Origin of the sequence: Phenylobacterium sp., assembly GCF_044236515.1 — a bacterium.
Classification (GTDB): Bacteria; Pseudomonadota; Alphaproteobacteria; order Caulobacterales; family Caulobacteraceae; genus Phenylobacterium.
The window spans coordinates 1-15,629 of sequence record NZ_JBIIGK010000067.1 but is presented as its reverse complement, the minus strand read 5'-3'; the positions used below and the strand labels follow the sequence as shown (position 1 = coordinate 15,629).

Below are 15,629 nucleotides of genomic sequence, written 5' to 3'. Positions count from 1 at the left end.
ACGACGTCGGGATCGGCCAGGAAGACCGAGCCGACGCCGGCGGCCGCCAGATAGAGCGCCGCCGGGGCGCCGAGGCCGCCGGCCCCGACGATGAGGACGCTGGCCGTCTTCAGGCGCTGCTGGCCCGGCCCGCCGACTTCGCGCAGCACCAGGTGGCGGGCGTAACGCTCGACCTCCTCGTCGGTGAAGCTCATGGCTGGAAGCTCATGCGCGGCTTGACCTCATTTCCCCCTGTGGCCACATCCACGGCCATGTCGACCCATACAGCGGCTTTTCCCGATTGGCACGGGACCACGATCCTGGCGGTGCGCAAGGATGGGCAGACCGTCATCGCCGGCGACGGCCAGGTTTCCATGGGCCAGACGGTCGTCAAGTCGAGCGCGCGCAAGGTGCGGCGACTGGCGGGCGGACGGGTGCTGGCGGGCTTCGCCGGCGCCACCGCCGACGCCCTGACGTTGATCGAGCGGCTGGAAGCCAAGCTGGAGCAGTATCCCGAACAGCTGGCCCGCGCCTGCGTCGACCTCGCCAAGGACTGGCGTACCGACCGGGCCCTGCGGCGGCTTGAGGCCATGCTGCTGGTCGCCGACAAGGACGGCATCTACACGGTCACCGGAGCCGGCGACGTGCTGGAGCCGGAGGGCGGCGTCGCCGCCATCGGCTCGGGCGGCAACTACGCCCTCGCGGCCGGGCGGGCGCTGATGGCCACCGACTTCGACGCCGAGACGGTGGCGCGCCAGGCGATGAAGATCGCCGCCGAGATCTGCGTCTACACGAACGGGAACCTCACGGTTGAATCGCTTTAGCCCGATGGCCGTGGCGGCTGGCGTCCTGCTGGCCTCGCCGGCCGCGGCGCAGGACGCCGCGCCGGTCATCGCCGCCGAGCGCGCCTTCGCGACCCGCGCCGCAGAGGTGGGAATCGCCCGCAGCTTCCTCGACTTCATGGCCGACGACGCCATCATGTTCGCGCCCGAACCGACCTTGGCCCGCAAACTCTATGGCGGCCGACCGCCGGAAAAGACCCCGAAAGAGGGCGGCGCCCTCCTTGCCTGGTGGCCGAACCTCGCCGCCATCGCCCAGTCGGGCGACCTCGGCTTCACCACCGGCCCTGCGGAGCTGAACGGCAAGCGCAGCGTCAACTATTTCACCGTCTGGAAGAAGCAGCCGGACGGGACCTGGAAGTGGGTCTACGACGGCGGCGCCTCCGACGCCTCGCAGGGCCGGCCGGCCGACGCGCCGGTCGAGGTGCTGCCGCCGGGCGAGCCGGCGCCCGTCGGAAACGTCGCCTTCACTGAAGTGCGGGCGGCCGAAGCGGCCCTGGCCGAGGCGGCGCGACGCGACCTCCCTGCCGCCTACCGCGCAGCCCTCGCGCCGCGCGCCCGCCTGCAAGGCTCGCCCCGTCCGCCGGCCGACACCCCCGCTGACCAGGCCGCCGAGCTCGCCACCCGAGCCCGGACGGTGACCTTCACGCCGCTCGGCGGCGAGGCGTCGGCGGCTGGCGACCTCGCCTGGACCTTCGGGGAGGGACGCTGGGAGGGCGGACGCGGCTTCTACGCCCGCATCTGGCGGCGTCAGGCCGACGGCTGGCGGATCGTCTTCGACCAGCTGCTGGCCGCGCCGGCGCCGCAATCCACCCCTACGTCCTGAGAGTCATGACCGAGTTTTCCCCCCGCGAGATCGTCTCCGAGCTCGACCGCTACATCGTCGGCCACCCCGAGGCGAAACGGGCCGTCGCTGTCGCCCTGCGCAATCGCTGGCGGCGCAAGCGCGTGCCGGACGACCTGCGCGACGAGGTGACGCCGAAGAACATCCTGCTGATCGGCCCGACCGGCGTCGGCAAGACCGAGATCGCCCGCCGGCTCGCCAAGCTCGCGCAGGCGCCCTTCCTGAAGGTCGAGGCCACCAAGTTCACCGAGGTGGGCTACGTCGGCCGCGACGTCGACCAGATCGTCCGCGACCTGGTCGAGAGCGCCATCGGCATGGTCCGCGAGAAACGCCGGGCCGGGGTTCGGGCCCGGGCCGAGGCGGCGGCGGAGGAGCGGATCCTCGACGCCCTGACCGGGCCGGGCTCCACCGCCGCCCGGGAAAGCTTCCGCCGCAAGCTCCGCGCCAGCGAGCTCGACGACAAGGAGGTCGAGCTGCAGGTCGCCGACTCTGGTCCGGCGATGCCGATGATGGAGGTCCCCGGCCAACCGGGCGCCGGGATGCTCAACCTCTCCGACATGTTCGGCAAGGCGTTCGGCGGCCGGACCAAGACCCACAAGACCACTGTGGCCGGCGCCTGGGCGCCGCTGATCGCCGAGGAGAGCGACAAGCTGCTCGACCAGGAGGCCCTGACCCAGGAGGCGCTTGAACTGGCCGAGAGCCAGGGCATCGTCTTCCTCGACGAGATCGACAAGGTCGCCGCCCGCGCCGAGCGGGCCGGCGCCGACGTCTCCCGCGAGGGGGTGCAGCGCGACCTGCTGCCGCTGATCGAGGGCACGACCGTGGCCACCAAATACGGGCCGGTGAAGACCGACCACATCCTGTTCATCGCCTCGGGCGCCTTCCACGTCGCCAAGCCCTCGGACCTGTTGCCGGAACTGCAGGGCCGCCTGCCGATCCGCGTCGAGCTGAAGGCCCTGACCCGCGAGGACTTCCGCCGCATCCTGACCGAACCCGAGGCCAACCTGATCCGCCAACACCAGGCGCTGCTGGCCACGGAGGGCGTCACGCTGACCTTTACCGAGGACGCCGTCGACGCCCTGGCCGACGCGGCGGTGACGGTGAACGGCGCGGTCGAGAACATCGGCGCCCGTCGCCTGCAGACCGTGCTGGAAAAGGTGCTCGAGGAGGTCAGCTTCAGCGCCGCCGACCGCACGGGCGAGGCGGTCACGGTGGACGCCGCCTATGTGAACGCCCGGATCGGCGCCCTGGCCGCCGACACGGACCTGTCGCGGTTCATCCTCTAGCGATGTGCGGCGCCTGCGCCTCGCGCCGATCGTTCCTGGCGCTGAGCGCCGCCGGGGCCCTGGCCGCGTGCAGCGAGAACACCGAGACCGGCCGGCGGCAGCTCGCCTTCGTGCCGGACGACCAACTGTCGGCGCTGGCCGACCAGACCTGGGCCGAGGTCGTCCGCCAGCATCCGCCCCTGAACGATCCGGCTGCCGACGCCCGCCTGGCCGGCATCGGCCGGCGCCTGGCGGAGGCCTCCGGCCGTACGGACCTGAACTGGCGCTTCGCGGTGCTGGACGGCGCCGACGTCAACGCCTTTGTCCTGCCAAACGGCCAGGTCGGCGTGTTCCGCGGCCTGTTCGAGTTCGCCCGCTCCGATGACGAAATCGCGTCGGTGCTGGGGCATGAGATCGGCCACGTTCTGGCCCGTCACCCGGCCGAGCGGGTCAGCCAGGAACTGGCGGTGCAGGCTGGCGTCAGCCTCGCCCAGGTGCTGCTGTCGAACGGCGAGAACGCCGAGCAGGCGGGCCAGATCGCCGGCGCGCTCGGACTGGGCGCGACGGTGGGCGTGCTTTTGCCCTACTCCCGCCGCCATGAGCTGGAGGCCGACAAGATCGGCGTCGAACTGATGCGCGACGCGGGTTTCGCTCCGGGCGCCGCTGTCGGCTTCTGGGAGCGGATGATTGCGCGGTCGGAGGGACCAAGGCCGCTCGAGGCGCTCTCCACCCACCCGGCGGACGAACGCCGGTTGACCGAACTGAAGGCGGCGGTGGCGGCGGCCTAGATCCGCTCGCGGCGGGCTTCCCAGATCGCCCGTTCGAGCGCTCGCGCGAACTCGGCGCGTTCGCGGGGGCTGAGCGCGCAGGCGACGGGCAGTTCCCGGCCGGACAAAGCCAGCTTGAGCTCTATGGCGCGGTCGGCCTCGGTCTCGAGGTCGACGCGGGTGAAGGCGGTCGGGCTCTCCCAGAGCACGGTCGAGGTCTTCGGCGTCTCGCGGACCACGCGAACCTCGCGCGCGCTGACCTGGACCCGTTCGACCGTCTTGGCGGCCTGGAAACTGACCAGGAAGGCGACGACCAGCGCCGCCAGGTCGATGCCGAGGAACAGCGGCACGAACACCGCCCCCATCGACAGGAACACCGCCGCCGAGGCCATGTTGGCCAGGGTGACCACCGAGATAAGGACGATGAAGCCCCGCTCGGAGAGCGAGCGGTTGGGCGTGATCACCGCATCCATGTACAGCGGCCGGGCCATGGCCGGAGGATACCGCCGCCCCGGCGTGGCGGGAAGATGACAGCGACGGCCGCCCGCGCCATGTTCGCGCCGCCCATGCCGAAAGCACCCGTCAGAAAGCCGCGCCTGTCGCCCGCCGAGCAGGCGCGGATCGCCGAGATCTTCGCCCGGTTCGAAGCCGAGGAGAGCGACCCGCGCACCGAGCTGAACTACGCCAGCCCCTACGAGCTCGTGGTCGCCGTGGCCTTGTCGGCGCAGGCCACGGACGTCTCGGTGAACAAGGCCACGGCCAGGCTGTTCGCGGCAGCGGACACGCCGCAGGCGATGCTGGCGCTCGGCGAAGAGGGCCTGAAGCCGTTCATCTCCTCGATCGGGCTCTACAACACCAAGGCCAAGAACGTGATCGCCGCGGCCCGCATCCTGGTCGAGCAATACGGCGGCGAGGTCCCCCTGGAGCGGGAGGCGCTGCAGGCCCTGCCCGGCGTCGGGCGAAAGACCGCCTCGGTGGTGCTGAACGAGCTGCGCGTCGAGCCCGCCATCGCCGTCGACACCCACGTGTTCCGCGTCTCGCACCGGCTGAACCTGTCGCTGGCGAAGACGCCGGACAAGGTCGAAGCCGAGCTGATGGCCAAAATCCCCGCGCCGCTGCTGACCCGCGCCCATCATTGGCTGATCCTGCACGGGCGCTATGTCTGCGTGGCGCGACGCCCGAAATGCGAGCAATGCCTCGTGGCCGACCTGTGCCCGAGCCGGCATCTGTTCCTCGGGAGTTCAGGCGACCGGTAGCGCTTTTGGCCAAATTCCGCTAAGCGGCGGCCCTCGCCTGCCGCCGAAAGTTCATTGATGCCAGACCTCTACGACGTCGCCGCGATCGGCAACGCCATCGTCGACGTGATCGGCCCCGCGCCGGAGAGCTTCCTGGTGGAGAACGGCCTCGACAAGGGCGCGATGATGCTGGTCGACCAGACCCGGTCGCGCGACCTCTATTCGCGGATGCGGCCGGAGATCCAGGCCTCGGGCGGCTCGGCGGCCAACACCATTGCAGGCCTCGCCTCGTTCGGCGGCAAGGGCGCCTTCATGGGCAAGGTGGCCGACGACGACCTGGGCCGGCTGTTCGCGCAGGACATGCGGGCCGGCGGCGCGAAGTTCGACAACGCCCCCCTGGTCGGCGGCCCGTCGACGGCGGTCTCGATGATCAACGTCACCCCGGACGGCCAGCGGACCATGTGCACCTTCCTGGGCGCCTCGGTGGAGTTCACCGACGGCGACGTCGACGCCGCCACCGTCGAGGCGGCCAAGATCGTCTACCTGGAAGGCTATCTGTTCGACGCGGAGGCGGCCCGCAGGGCGTTCGCCAAGGCCGCCGCCCTGGCCCACGGGTCCGGCCGGATGATCGCCCTGACGCTCTCAGACAGCTTCGTGGTCGAGCGGCACCGCGCCGCGCTGATGGGCTTCATCGAAAACCAGGTCGACCTGCTGTTCGCCAACGCCGCCGAGCTGATGTCGCTGTTCGAGACGGACAGTTTCGACGCGGCCTGCGAGGCCCTGCGGCCCCGGGTCAAGCTGGCCGCCGTCACTCGCTCGGAGAAGGGCTCGGTGATCCTGTCGGAGGGCGAGCGCCTGACCGTCGCCGCCGAGCCGGTCCAGAAAGTCGTGGACACGACCGGCGCGGGCGACCAATACGCGGCCGGGTTCATGTTCGGCCTGGCGCGGGGGCGTCCGCTGCAGCAATGCGGCAAGCTGGCGTCGCTGGCCGCCGCCGAGGTGATCTCGCACTATGGTCCAAGGCCCGCCGTCTCGCTGGCGTCGCTGGCCGCCCAGAAGGGATACTGACCGATGAGCCGCACCGCCGAGGTCACCCGCAACACCAAGGAAACCCAGATCCGCGTGCGCGTGGACCTGGACGGGACCGGCGCCGCCAAGGTGACGACCGGCGTCGGCTTCTTCGACCACATGCTGGAAAGCTTCGCCCGGCACGGCGGGATCGATGTCGACATCGAGACCAAGGGCGACCTGCACATCGACATGCACCACACGGTCGAGGACACCGGCATTGTGCTGGGCCAGGCGATCGCCAAAGCGCTCGACGGGTTCAAGGGCATCCGGCGGTTTGGCCACGCCTACATCCCGATGGACGAGACCCTCTCGCGCTGCGCCATCGACTTGTCGAACCGGCCCTATCTGATCTGGAAGACCGAGTTCCGCACGCCCAAGGTCGGCGACATGGACACCGAGCTGTTCAAGGAGTTCCACCACGCCTTCGCCATGAACCTCGGCGCTTGCGTGCACCTGGAGACGCTCTACGGCGCCAACTCGCACCACATCGCCGAGAGCGGCTTCAAGGCCCTGGCCCGGGCGCTGCGCCAGGCGGTGGAGCTGGACCCGAAGACCCTCGGCCAGGCGCCCTCCACCAAAGGCGTGCTCTGAGGCCCATAGGATCCACCGCGTGAGTCAGACCGTCGCCCTGATCGACTACGGGTCGGGCAACCTGCGCTCGGCCGAGAAGGCCCTCGTCCGCGCCGCGGACGGCGAGAGCGAGATCGTCGTGACCGGCGATCCGGACGCGGTCGCGCGCGCCGACCGGGTCGTGCTGCCCGGGGTCGGCGCCTTCGCGTCGTGCATGGCGGCGCTGCAGGCCCGGCCTGGCCTGGTCGAGGCGATGAACGAAGCGGTTCAGGGTCGCGGCGCGCCGTTCCTCGGTGTCTGCGTCGGCATGCAGCTGATGGCTTCGAAGGGCCTGGAGTTCGGTGAGACCGCCGGCCTCGGCTGGATCCCCGGCGAGGTCCGGCGCCTGTCGCCCGCCGATCCGGCCGCCAAGGTGCCGCACATGGGCTGGAACGGCCTCGTGCAGGTCGGCGACAACCCGGTGCTGGCCGGGCTGGCGAGGGGCCAGGCGGTCTACTTCACCCACTCCTTCGCCTTCTTCCCAGAAGATCCGGCCGACGTGGCCGCGACGGTGGATCATGGCGGCCGCTTCCCCGCCGCCGTTGCGCGCGGCAACATGGCGGGCGTCCAATTCCACCCGGAGAAGTCGCAAGCCTCCGGCCTCAACCTGCTCGCCCGTTTTCTGGAGTGGCGCCCTTGATCCTCTATCCCGCCATCGACCTGAAGAACGGCCAGTGCGTCCGCGTGCTGCACGGCGATCTCGACACCGCGACGGTGTTCAACAATAGCCCCGCCGACCAGGCCCGCGCCTGGGCCGACGGCGGGTTCCACTGGATCCACGTCGTTGACCTGAACGGCGCGGTTTCGGGCCAGGCGGTGAACGCCGCGGCGGTGGAGCAGATCCTGGGCGCGGTCTCGATCCCGGTGCAGCTCGGCGGCGGCATCCGCTCGATGGCCGACATCGAGGGATGGATCGAGGCCGGCGTCAGCCGCGTCATCCTCGGCACCGTCGCGGTGCGCGAGCCTGAGATCGTCAAGCAGGCGGCCCGCGAGTGGCCCGAGCAGATCGCCGTCAGTGTCGACGTCCGCAAGGGCAAGGTCGCCGTCCAGGGCTGGACTGAGGACAGCGACCTCGACGCCATTACCGTCGCCCGCCGCTTCGAGGACGCCGGCGTCGGCGCCCTCATTGTCACCGACATCGACCGCGACGGCACGGTGATGGGCTTCAACGTCGAGGCGTTCGGCGAGATCGCCGATGCAGTGGCGATCCCGGTGATCGCCGCCGGCGGCCTCGCGTCGGTGGCGGACATCGTCAACCTGAAGGCCCGTAAGGGCGTGCCGGTGGCCGGCGCGGTGCTGGGCCGAGCGCTCTACAACGGCGCCATCACCGCCGACGAAGCCCTGAAGGCCGCCGGCTGATGCTGAACGTGCGCGTCATCCCCTGCCTGGACGTCAAGGACGGCCGCGTGGTGAAGGGCGTGCAGTTCGTGTCCCTGCGCGACGCCGGCGATCCGGTGGAACAGGCGCGCGCCTACGACGCCGCGGGGGCCGACGAGCTGATGTTCCTCGACATCACCGCCAGCCACGAGAACCGCGACACCATCTACGACGTCGTCGCCCGCACGGCCGACGTCTGCTTCATGCCGCTGTCGGTGGGCGGCGGCATCCGGCAGGTCGCCGACGCCCGCAAGCTGCTGCTGGCCGGCGCCGACAAGATCAGCGTCAACACCGCCGCCGTGAAGGACCGGAGCCTGATCGCCGGCTGCGCCGACGCCTTCGGCTCGCAAGCCACGGTGGTGGCCATCGACGCGAAACGGGTCGGGGGTCGCTGGCGGGTGTTCATCATGGGCGGCCGTGAAGACACCGGCCTCGATGTGGTCGACTACGCGGTGGACGCCGTGAAGCACGGGGCGGGCGAGCTCCTGCTGACCTCCATGGACCGCGACGGGGCCAAGATCGGCTATGACCTCGACCTGCTCAAAGCCGTCACTTCGGCTGTGAACGTGCCGGTGATCGCTTCCGGCGGCGCAGGCAATGCGGCGCACATGGTCGATGCGGTGAAGGTCGGCGGCGCCGACGCCGTGCTGGCCGCCTCCATCTTCCACTTCGGCGAGGTTTCGGTGGGCGAGGTCCAGCAGGCGCTGCGCTCCGCCGGACTGCCGGCCCGAACCACGGGGATCGCTGCATGAGCCGCTTCGCGGACGCCCTGGCCCGCCTGGCCGCGACCATCGAGGCCCGCAAGGGCGCCGAGCCATCGAGTTCCTACACCGCGCAGTTGCTCGCTGATCCGGCGCGGGCCGCCAAGAAGCTCGGCGAGGAGGCGGTGGAAACCGTTATCGCCGCCGCCCAGGGCGACACGGCCGCGCTGGCCGCGGAAAGCGCCGACCTGATCTACCACTGGCTGGTCGTCCTGGCCGCCGCCGGCGTCCGTCTCGACGATGTCGCGGCGAAGCTGGAGGCCCGCGAGGGTACGTCCGGCCTGGCCGAAAAGGCCGGCCGGGGCTGACCCGGGCGCCCGCAGGCGGTAAGCCTGTCGGCATGTCTCGCGACCTGACCGCCGACGCCTTTTCGATCCTCGAGACGCTGGTCGGCTTCGACACGACCTCGCGCGACTCCAACCTCGCCCTCATCGAATGGGTCGAGACCTATCTCGACAAGCTCGGCGCGGCGCACCGGCGCGTGCCGAACGCGGACGGCACGAAGGCCAGCCTGCTGGCGACGCTGGGGCCGAACGTCGAAGGCGGCGTCGTCTTGTCCGGCCATACCGACGTCGTGCCGGTGGATGGCCAGCCTTGGACGACCGATCCGTTCCGGCTGACCGAACGGGACGGCCGGATCTATGGCCGCGGAGCTTGCGACATGAAGGGGTTCCTGGCCTTGGCGCTGGCCGCCGCGCCGGAGCTGGCCGGCGGCAAGCGGCCAGTGCATCTGGCCTTCTCCTACGATGAGGAGGTCGGCTGCCTTGGCGCGCCGGACCTGATCGCGACCATCCGCCGGGAGCTGCCAGCCCCGTCCCTGGTGGTCGTGGGCGAGCCGACCGAGATGCAGGCCGTGACCGGCCACAAGTCGATCGGCACCTTCCGGGTCACCGTCACCGGCCGCGAGGCCCACTCCAGCCAGACCCAGCAGGGCGTCTCGGCGGTCATGGCGGCGGCGCGGCTGATGAACGTGCTGTGCGACCTGTCGGAACGGCTGGAGAGGGAGGTCGACCCGGCCTCGCCTTTCACGCCGAAGGGCGCGACCTTGACCATCGGTCTCGTGAACGGCGGCACGGCGCACAACATCATCGCGCGCGAGTGCGGTTTCACCTTCGACCTGCGCTGTCCCCCGGGCGTCGACCCTGACGCGGTGCTGGCCCCGTTCCATGACGCGGCGGCCCGGATGGACGCAGCGCTCAAGGCGCGGGCGCCGGAGGCCGGGGTGACGGTCACACGGCGCACGAACGTCCCGGCCTTCGCGCCGGAGCCGGGCGGCGCGGCCGAGGCCTTCGCCCGACGCCTGGCCGGCGACAACGGTGCGGCGCGGGTGGTGTCCTTCGCCGCGGAGGCCGGTCAGTTCCAGCAGGGCGGCTTCTCGACGGTGATCTGCGGCCCGGGGTCCATCGCTCAGGCCCATCAGCCGGACGAATATCTGGAGCGGGCTCAGCTCGAGCGCGGCGCGGCGTTCATGCGCCGGCTGATCGACTGGACGGGCGAATAGGCCGCACGACCGGGCGGCGGCCAGTCAGGTCCCGCGGGTCCCAGGTCAAGGCCCGGGCGATGTCGAGGGTCGATGCCCGGCGAGCCCGCTGGACGCCCGCCCGTGTGCGCAGGACCTGCGGCAGTCCCAGACAGGCCGCGAGGAAAGCCCGCCAGACCGTGCCGAGTTGATCGCGGTTGGCCTTGCGCAAGGCGATATAGACCACCGCCGCCAGGTGCAGCGGAACGACCAGCGGCAGCAGGGGCCCGGGCGTATCCTTGGCGACCACCCAGAAGCGGTTGCGCACACCGTGGAACACGGCGAACTCCGAGCGCCGCCCGCCGCTGGTGGCCGAGCCGACGTGGTGGATCACGGCCCTTGGCGCGAGGATCGTCGGCTCTCCCGCCAGCTGCAGCCGATAGCCGAGGTCGACGTCCTCGCCGTAACAGAAGAACTGCTCGTCGAAGCCGCCTGTCTCAAGGAACAGCGCGCGGTCGATCATCATCGCCGCCCCGCAGGGCGAGAACACCTCGCCCTCCGGCGTGTCGCCCGGATCGGGGGTCAGAAATCCGCCCCGATAGGGGATGCCATAGCCGCTCATCACGTCGCCGAGGCCGTCGAGCAGGCTGGGGTCCTCGGCCATCAGCTGGCGCGAGGTGAAGCTGCGCACGCCGGGATGCCGCCCGGCCGCCGCGACCAGCTCGGCCAGCCAGTCCGACCGGGCGACGGCGTCGGGGTTGAGCAGCACGTACCAGCGGCCACACGCCAGCCGCGCCCCCTGATTGCCGGCGCCGGCGAAGCCGAGATTCTCGGCGTTGCGCACCAGCCTAACCGCAAAGTCGCCGGCGACCTGCGCGTCGGCCGGGTCGGGCGAGGCGTTGTCGATGACCAAGGTTTCGAATTCGCGGAAGCTCTGCGCGGCCAGGCTCTCCAGGCAGCGGCGCAGCATCGGGCCGGAGTTGTAGGCGATGACGCACACCGTCAGGAGCGGCGTCTTGTCTTCCGGCGCGGCCTCGTCCATGCGGTGACGGTGTTCCCAACAAGCCTCAAGGCGCCATGACCGCGATCACGCCGCTCGCCCTGCCCGACCTCCTGCTTATCACGCCCAAGCGCCATGGCGATGCGCGCGGCTGGTTCTCCGAGACCTGGAGCCGCCGGGCGATGCTGGAGGCGGGCCTCGAGGTCGATTTCGTGCAGGACAACCAGGCCTTCAGCGCCAAGAAGGGCACGGTCCGCGGTCTGCACTTCCAGACCGCGCCGCACGCCCAGGCCAAGCTGGTCCGCGTGCTCCGCGGGGCGATCTTCGACGTGGCGGTCGACGTGCGGCCGGGCTCCGGAACTTACGGCCAGTGGGCCGGCGCGACCCTAACGGCCGAGGTGGGCGAACAGCTGTTCGTGCCGCGCGGCTTCGCCCACGGCTACTGCACCCTGACCGACGATACCGAGCTCGCCTACAAGGTCGACGGCCTCTATTCGCCGGCCAACGAAGGCGGGGTGATCTGGAACGACCCGGAGGTCGGCATCGCCTGGCCGCTGGACGGCGAGCCGGTGCTGTCGGCCAAGGACGAAATCCTGCCGCGGCTCAGGGAGATGCCGGCGGCTCAATTTTAGCCCCCAGATCCCGCGGAGATTCCCGGCCCCACTCCGCTCTTACGTCCGGATCCGGCTCGGCCTGATGCTCCACCCGTAACGCCGCGAACGCCTCGGCCGGCAGCAGCCGAGACAGCGCCCAGACGGCCGCGCCGCGCACCACCGGCGCGGGGTCTAACAGCAGTCCCCGCGCCGCCCCCGCCAGCGCCCGGTCCCCGGAGTTGCCGATGGCGTAGAGGACGTTGCGGATAAACCGGTCGCGGCCGATGCGCTTGACGGGGCTCTTGGAGAACAGGCTGCGGAAACTGGCATCGTCGAGGGCGGCGAGCTCGGCCAGCGAGGGCGCGCGCAGCGCCTCACGCGCCGCAAGCTTCTGTTCCTTGGCGACCTGGGCGAACTTGTTCCAGGGACAGACCGCCAGGCAGTCGTCGCAGCCGTAGATGCGGTTGCCCAGCGCCGCCCGGAACTCTGTCGGGATCGGGCCCTTCAGCTCGATGGTCAGGTAGGAGATGCAGCGTCGGGCGTCGAGCTGGAAGGGGGCCGGGAAGGCTTCGGTCGGGCAGACCTGCAGGCAGGCCGAGCATGAACCGCAGTGCACCGCCTCGGGGGGATCCGGCCTCAGCTCGAGCGTCGTCAGGATCGAGCCCAGGAAGAACCATGAGCCGAGCTCGCGGCTGACGAGGTTGGTGTGGCGGCCCTGCCAACCCGCCCCCGCCCGCTCGGCCAGCGGCTTTTCCAGCAGGGGCGCGGTGTCGACGAACACCTTCACCTCGCCCCCGAACCGCGGCTGGAGCCAACGGGCCAGAGCCTTCAGGCGGGACTTGATCAGCTCGTGGTAGTCGTCGCCCTGAGCGTAGACGCTGATCGCCGCGCGGGTGGGGTCGGCCAGGGCCGCGCGCGGATCGGTATCGGGGCCGTAGTTGACCCCCAGCACGATGGCCGACTTGGCGTCCCCCCACATGGCGCGCGGGTGGCGGCGGCGCGCGGCGGTGTCGGCCATCCAGGTCATTTCGCCGTGACGGCCGGCGTCGATGAACTCGGCCAGGCGCGCGGCGGCCGGCCAGGCGTCGTCGAGGTCTGTGAAGCGGCAGAGGTCGAAGCCGAGGGCCAGGGCCTCGGCGCGGATCAGGTCTTCAGGGCTAGAAGTCGAGATCGTCATAGTGCCTGGCGGGCGTGAGGCCCGGCCAGCGGTCCAGAAGCAGGGGCCGGAAACACGGCCGGGATTTCAGCTTCATGTACCAGGTCTTCACGGCGGGGAAGTCGCTCCAGGGCACGTCGCCGAAATAGTCGATGACGGACAGGTGCGCGGCGGCGGCGAAATCGGCCAGCGACAGCCGCTCTCCGGCGAGCCAGTCGCGGGCCTGCAAAAGGCCGTCGATGTAGTGCAGGTGGGTCCGCACGCCCTCGCGCCCCTGCCGCAGGGCGCCGAGTTCCGGCGCGCCGAGACCGAGCAGGCGCTTCTCCATCTTCTCATGCAGGATGAAGCCGCCGGCCTCGAATTCGAACTTGCGGTCGAACCATTGGATCAGGCGGCGGGCTTCGGCGCGGTCGGCCGGCGTGCGGCCGAGCAGCGCCGGCTCCGGCGCGGCCTCTTCCAGGTGGTCGAGGATGGCGCGGGCCTCGCAGAGCACGAGCCGGTCGCTACCCCTCGTCTCGACCAGCACCGGCACCAGTCCGGAGGGGTTGAGCAGACCCAGCTCCTTGGGCCGCTCCCAGTAGCGGACCTGGATATCCGCAAACGGCAGCCGCTTCTCGCCCAGCGCCAGGCGGACCTGCCGCGAGGCGGGGTCGAGCGGGAAATGGTGCAGGGTGCGTTCGACGCTCATGTCCGGCTGACGCGAAGGAAGGGACGATCCCGTCGAATCGTCTTCGGCTTGAGTGCCCTCGGACCCCTTAAGGGGGCGTTTACTCTGCCGGTTCCGCGAACCCTACTTTAGGAGCACCGCCGCCTTGGCCAGGGTCTGATAGACGCCCCAGCCGATCGGCAGGCAGACCGCCGCCCAGGCCAGCAGGGCCATGGGACCGAAGCCGCCCGCCGCCGGTGCCGGGGTGGCGGGGCCGGCCAGCGCCGTGGCCTCGAGCTCCATTGCCGTCTCGGCCTCGGCCGCCATGTGGAAGCGCGGGTCTACCGGCCGGATCAGCAGGTTGAGCAGGAAGGCGAGGACCAGCATGCCGGCCAGGGTCCAGTAGATCGGCTGGTAGATCTGATCGTGCGGCACGCCCGCCTCGATCCGAGCCTCGCGCATGCCGGCGACGATGTACGGCCCGAACAGGCCGGCGGTGGACCAGGCGGTCAGCAGGCGGCCGTGGATGGCGCCCACGAAGCGCGTCCCGAAGGTGTCGGCGAGATAGGCCGGCACGGTGGCGAAGCCGCCGCCGTACATCGAGGCGAGGACGCAGAACACCAGGATGAAGAGCCCGGTCGAGCCGCCGACGAGGGCCGGCGCGGCGAGGCCGTAGAGCAGGGCGCCGAAGGCCGTCATCACCGCATAGGTCGGCTTGCGGCCGAGGCGGTCGGATGAGGAGGCCCAGATGAAGCGGCCGAGAATGTTGAACAGGCTGATCACCCCGACGAAGCCGGCGCCGACCGCCGCGGCCGCGGCTTTCTGGGCGTCGTCGAAATCGACGAAGGCGACGGTCGGCTGGTCGATCAGGCGGCCGCCGAACACCTCCTGCAGCATCGGCGAGGCGACCCCGATGATGCCGATCGAGGCGGTGACGTTGAGGAGCAGGACGGTCCAGATCAGCCAGAATTGCGGCGTCTTGTGCGCGTCCTTCAGATGGACGTTGAACCGGCTGATCGCCGGCTTGGCGGCCGGCGCGGTCCATCCCGCGGGGCTCCAGCCGTCGGGCGGCACCCGATAGCCGAAGGCGCCGGCGAGCATGAAGACGAAGTAGCCGGCCGCCAGGACGAGGAAGGTCTGCCAGACGCCCACCCCGGAGGCGTCGGCGAAATGCTTCATCAGCCGGTCGGCGAGCGGACTGCCGATCATCGCCCCGCCGCCGAAGCCCATGATCGCCATGCCGGTGGCCATGCCCCGCCTGTCCGGGAACCACTTGATCAGGGTCGAGACGGGCGAGATGTAGCCGAGCCCCAGCCCGATCCCGCCGATCAGCCCGACGCCGAGCCACAGCAGCCAGAGCTGGTGGAGCGCCACGCCCACCGCGCCGATGGCGATGCCGCCGCACCAGCAACAGGCGGCGACGACGCCGGCCTTGCGGGGCCCGGCGCGCTCCAGCCAACCGCCCCATATCGCGGCCGCGGCTCCGAGCACCACGAAGAAGATCGAATAGGTCCAGACGAGGTCGCTGACCCGCCAGTCGCAGGTCGTGGTCGTCAGGGCCGTCAGGAGCGTGAGGTTCTCGCAGACGGCCGGCTCGGAGACGCCGACGGCGCGCGACAGCGGCAGCCAGAACACCGAGAAGCCGTAGGCCATGCCGATGCACAGATGAATGGCCAGGGCGCAGGGCGGCAGCAGCCAGCGATTGAAGCCGGGCCCGGCGACGGTCCGCGACCGATCCAGCCAGCCGCCCGCCAGCGTCGTTCCCATGGCCTCTCCTCCCCCCGACTTCGCGGGCTTTGGAGTCTGCTTAGCACGCGTTTTCGACCGGCGTTACCGGGGCCTTCCTTCTCCCCAGCGGGAGAAGGATGCGTCACGCCCGCAGGTGCACCGCCTCCTCGGCCTCGAGCGCGTGGTCGAGGCGGCCGACCATCTCCTTGGGACACACCTGGTGGAAGCGCTCCAGCGCCCGGTCCCAGTCGAGCAGCAGTTCGCGAGCGAGGGGCGAGCCGGTCTCGCGCGCATGCTCCT

At 70.7% G+C, this 15,629-nt stretch carries 19 protein-coding genes; 13 read left to right on the top strand and 6 right to left on the bottom strand.

The genetic code is table 11. The features are described from left to right. On the bottom strand, nt 1-194 hold a 194-nt coding region (locus ACILRF_RS08860), incomplete at its 3' end, for a ThiF family adenylyltransferase (protein ID WP_395671993.1). Between the two features lie 12 nt (nt 195-206). Between ACILRF_RS08860 and hslV the strand changes: the two genes are divergently transcribed. From hslV to ACILRF_RS08840, 4 genes are read left to right on the top strand one after another with little or no spacing between them, the layout of a single operon-like run. Then, nucleotides 207-803: an ATP-dependent protease subunit HslV gene (hslV, locus tag ACILRF_RS08855; protein WP_395671990.1), complete on the top strand. Its 597-nt coding sequence runs from the start codon at nt 207-209 to the stop codon at nt 801-803. Between the two features lie 4 nt (nt 804-807). Further along, nucleotides 808-1,644 (top strand): DUF4440 domain-containing protein, encoded by an 837-nt coding sequence (locus ACILRF_RS08850; RefSeq protein WP_395671988.1) that lies wholly within the window; start codon nt 808-810, stop codon nt 1,642-1,644. A gap of 5 nt (nt 1,645-1,649) precedes the next feature. After that, entirely contained in the window at nt 1,650-2,948 is a 1,299-nt protein-coding gene (hslU, locus tag ACILRF_RS08845; protein ID WP_395671986.1) for an ATP-dependent protease ATPase subunit HslU, read from the top strand. Between the two features lie 2 nt (nt 2,949-2,950). Continuing rightward, nucleotides 2,951-3,715 carry a M48 family metallopeptidase gene (locus tag ACILRF_RS08840; protein ID WP_395671984.1) on the top strand — a complete coding sequence of 255 codons (765 nt, stop codon included), beginning with the start codon at nt 2,951-2,953 and terminating at the stop codon, nt 3,713-3,715. Here the strand turns inward: ACILRF_RS08840 and ACILRF_RS08835 are convergent. Continuing rightward, nucleotides 3,712-4,185, bottom strand: a complete 474-nt coding sequence (locus ACILRF_RS08835; RefSeq protein ID WP_395671982.1) for a DUF2244 domain-containing protein — start codon at nt 4,183-4,185, stop codon at nt 3,712-3,714. The genes ACILRF_RS08840 and ACILRF_RS08835 overlap by 4 nt on opposite strands. Before the next feature lie 36 nt (nt 4,186-4,221). Here ACILRF_RS08835 and nth point away from each other — a divergent pair, with 36 nt between their 5' ends. The 8 genes from nth to argE are packed head-to-tail and all read left to right on the top strand — an operon-like array spanning nt 4,222 to nt 10,248. Beyond that, entirely contained in the window at nt 4,222-4,950 is a 729-nt protein-coding gene (gene nth / locus ACILRF_RS08830) for an endonuclease III (RefSeq protein ID WP_395671980.1), read from the top strand. A gap of 57 nt (nt 4,951-5,007) precedes the next feature. Then, entirely contained in the window at nt 5,008-5,997 is a 990-nt protein-coding gene (locus ACILRF_RS08825) for an adenosine kinase (protein WP_395671978.1), read from the top strand. A 3-nt stretch (nt 5,998-6,000) separates the two neighbouring features. Next, the gene (hisB, locus tag ACILRF_RS08820) at nt 6,001-6,591 is read left to right on the top strand and encodes an imidazoleglycerol-phosphate dehydratase HisB (RefSeq protein ID WP_395671976.1); all 591 of its coding nucleotides are present in this window, start codon (nt 6,001-6,003) and stop codon (nt 6,589-6,591) included. A 19-nt stretch (nt 6,592-6,610) separates the two neighbouring features. Next, nucleotides 6,611-7,249 (top strand): imidazole glycerol phosphate synthase subunit HisH, encoded by a 639-nt coding sequence (gene hisH / locus ACILRF_RS08815; protein WP_395671974.1) that lies wholly within the window; start codon nt 6,611-6,613, stop codon nt 7,247-7,249. Next, complete coding sequence (hisA, locus tag ACILRF_RS08810; protein WP_395671972.1) at nt 7,246-7,968, top strand: 1-(5-phosphoribosyl)-5-[(5-phosphoribosylamino)methylideneamino]imidazole-4-carboxamide isomerase; 723 nt, start codon at nt 7,246-7,248, stop codon at nt 7,966-7,968. Before hisH ends, hisA begins: the two co-directional genes overlap by 4 nt. Beyond that, nucleotides 7,968-8,738 carry an imidazole glycerol phosphate synthase subunit HisF gene (gene hisF, locus ACILRF_RS08805; protein ID WP_395671970.1) on the top strand — a complete coding sequence of 257 codons (771 nt, stop codon included), beginning with the start codon at nt 7,968-7,970 and terminating at the stop codon, nt 8,736-8,738. The genes hisA and hisF overlap by 1 nt, the downstream gene beginning before the upstream one ends. Then, nucleotides 8,735-9,055, top strand: a complete 321-nt coding sequence (locus ACILRF_RS08800) for a phosphoribosyl-ATP diphosphatase (protein WP_395671968.1) — start codon at nt 8,735-8,737, stop codon at nt 9,053-9,055. The genes hisF and ACILRF_RS08800 overlap by 4 nt, the downstream gene beginning before the upstream one ends. Before the next feature lie 32 nt (nt 9,056-9,087). Continuing rightward, entirely contained in the window at nt 9,088-10,248 is a 1,161-nt protein-coding gene (argE, locus tag ACILRF_RS08795; protein ID WP_395671966.1) for an acetylornithine deacetylase, read from the top strand. Here the strand turns inward: argE and ACILRF_RS08790 are convergent. Continuing rightward, nucleotides 10,214-11,248 (bottom strand): glycosyltransferase family 2 protein, encoded by a 1,035-nt coding sequence (locus ACILRF_RS08790; RefSeq protein ID WP_395671964.1) that lies wholly within the window; start codon nt 11,246-11,248, stop codon nt 10,214-10,216. The genes argE and ACILRF_RS08790 overlap by 35 nt on opposite strands. 35 nt (nt 11,249-11,283) lie before the next feature. Here ACILRF_RS08790 and rfbC point away from each other — a divergent pair, with 35 nt between their 5' ends. Continuing rightward, nucleotides 11,284-11,838, top strand: a complete 555-nt coding sequence (gene rfbC, locus ACILRF_RS08785) for a dTDP-4-dehydrorhamnose 3,5-epimerase (RefSeq protein ID WP_395671962.1) — start codon at nt 11,284-11,286, stop codon at nt 11,836-11,838. Here rfbC and queG read toward each other — a convergent pair. The 3 genes from queG to ACILRF_RS08770 all read right to left on the bottom strand — a co-directional run bounded on the left by queG (nt 11,810) and on the right by ACILRF_RS08770 (nt 15,368). After that, a complete protein-coding gene (gene queG / locus ACILRF_RS08780) occupies nt 11,810-12,976 on the bottom strand; it encodes a tRNA epoxyqueuosine(34) reductase QueG (RefSeq protein WP_395671960.1) in 1,167 nt (388 codons plus the stop codon). The two genes, rfbC and queG, sit on opposite strands and share 29 nt — an antisense overlap. Continuing rightward, nucleotides 12,957-13,643 (bottom strand): glutathione S-transferase family protein, encoded by a 687-nt coding sequence (locus tag ACILRF_RS08775; protein ID WP_395671958.1) that lies wholly within the window; start codon nt 13,641-13,643, stop codon nt 12,957-12,959. The genes queG and ACILRF_RS08775 overlap by 20 nt, the downstream gene beginning before the upstream one ends. A gap of 102 nt (nt 13,644-13,745) precedes the next feature. Next, nucleotides 13,746-15,368: an OFA family MFS transporter gene (locus tag ACILRF_RS08770; protein WP_395671956.1), complete on the bottom strand. Its 1,623-nt coding sequence runs from the start codon at nt 15,366-15,368 to the stop codon at nt 13,746-13,748. Nucleotides 15,369-15,629: the final 261 nt, after the last annotated feature.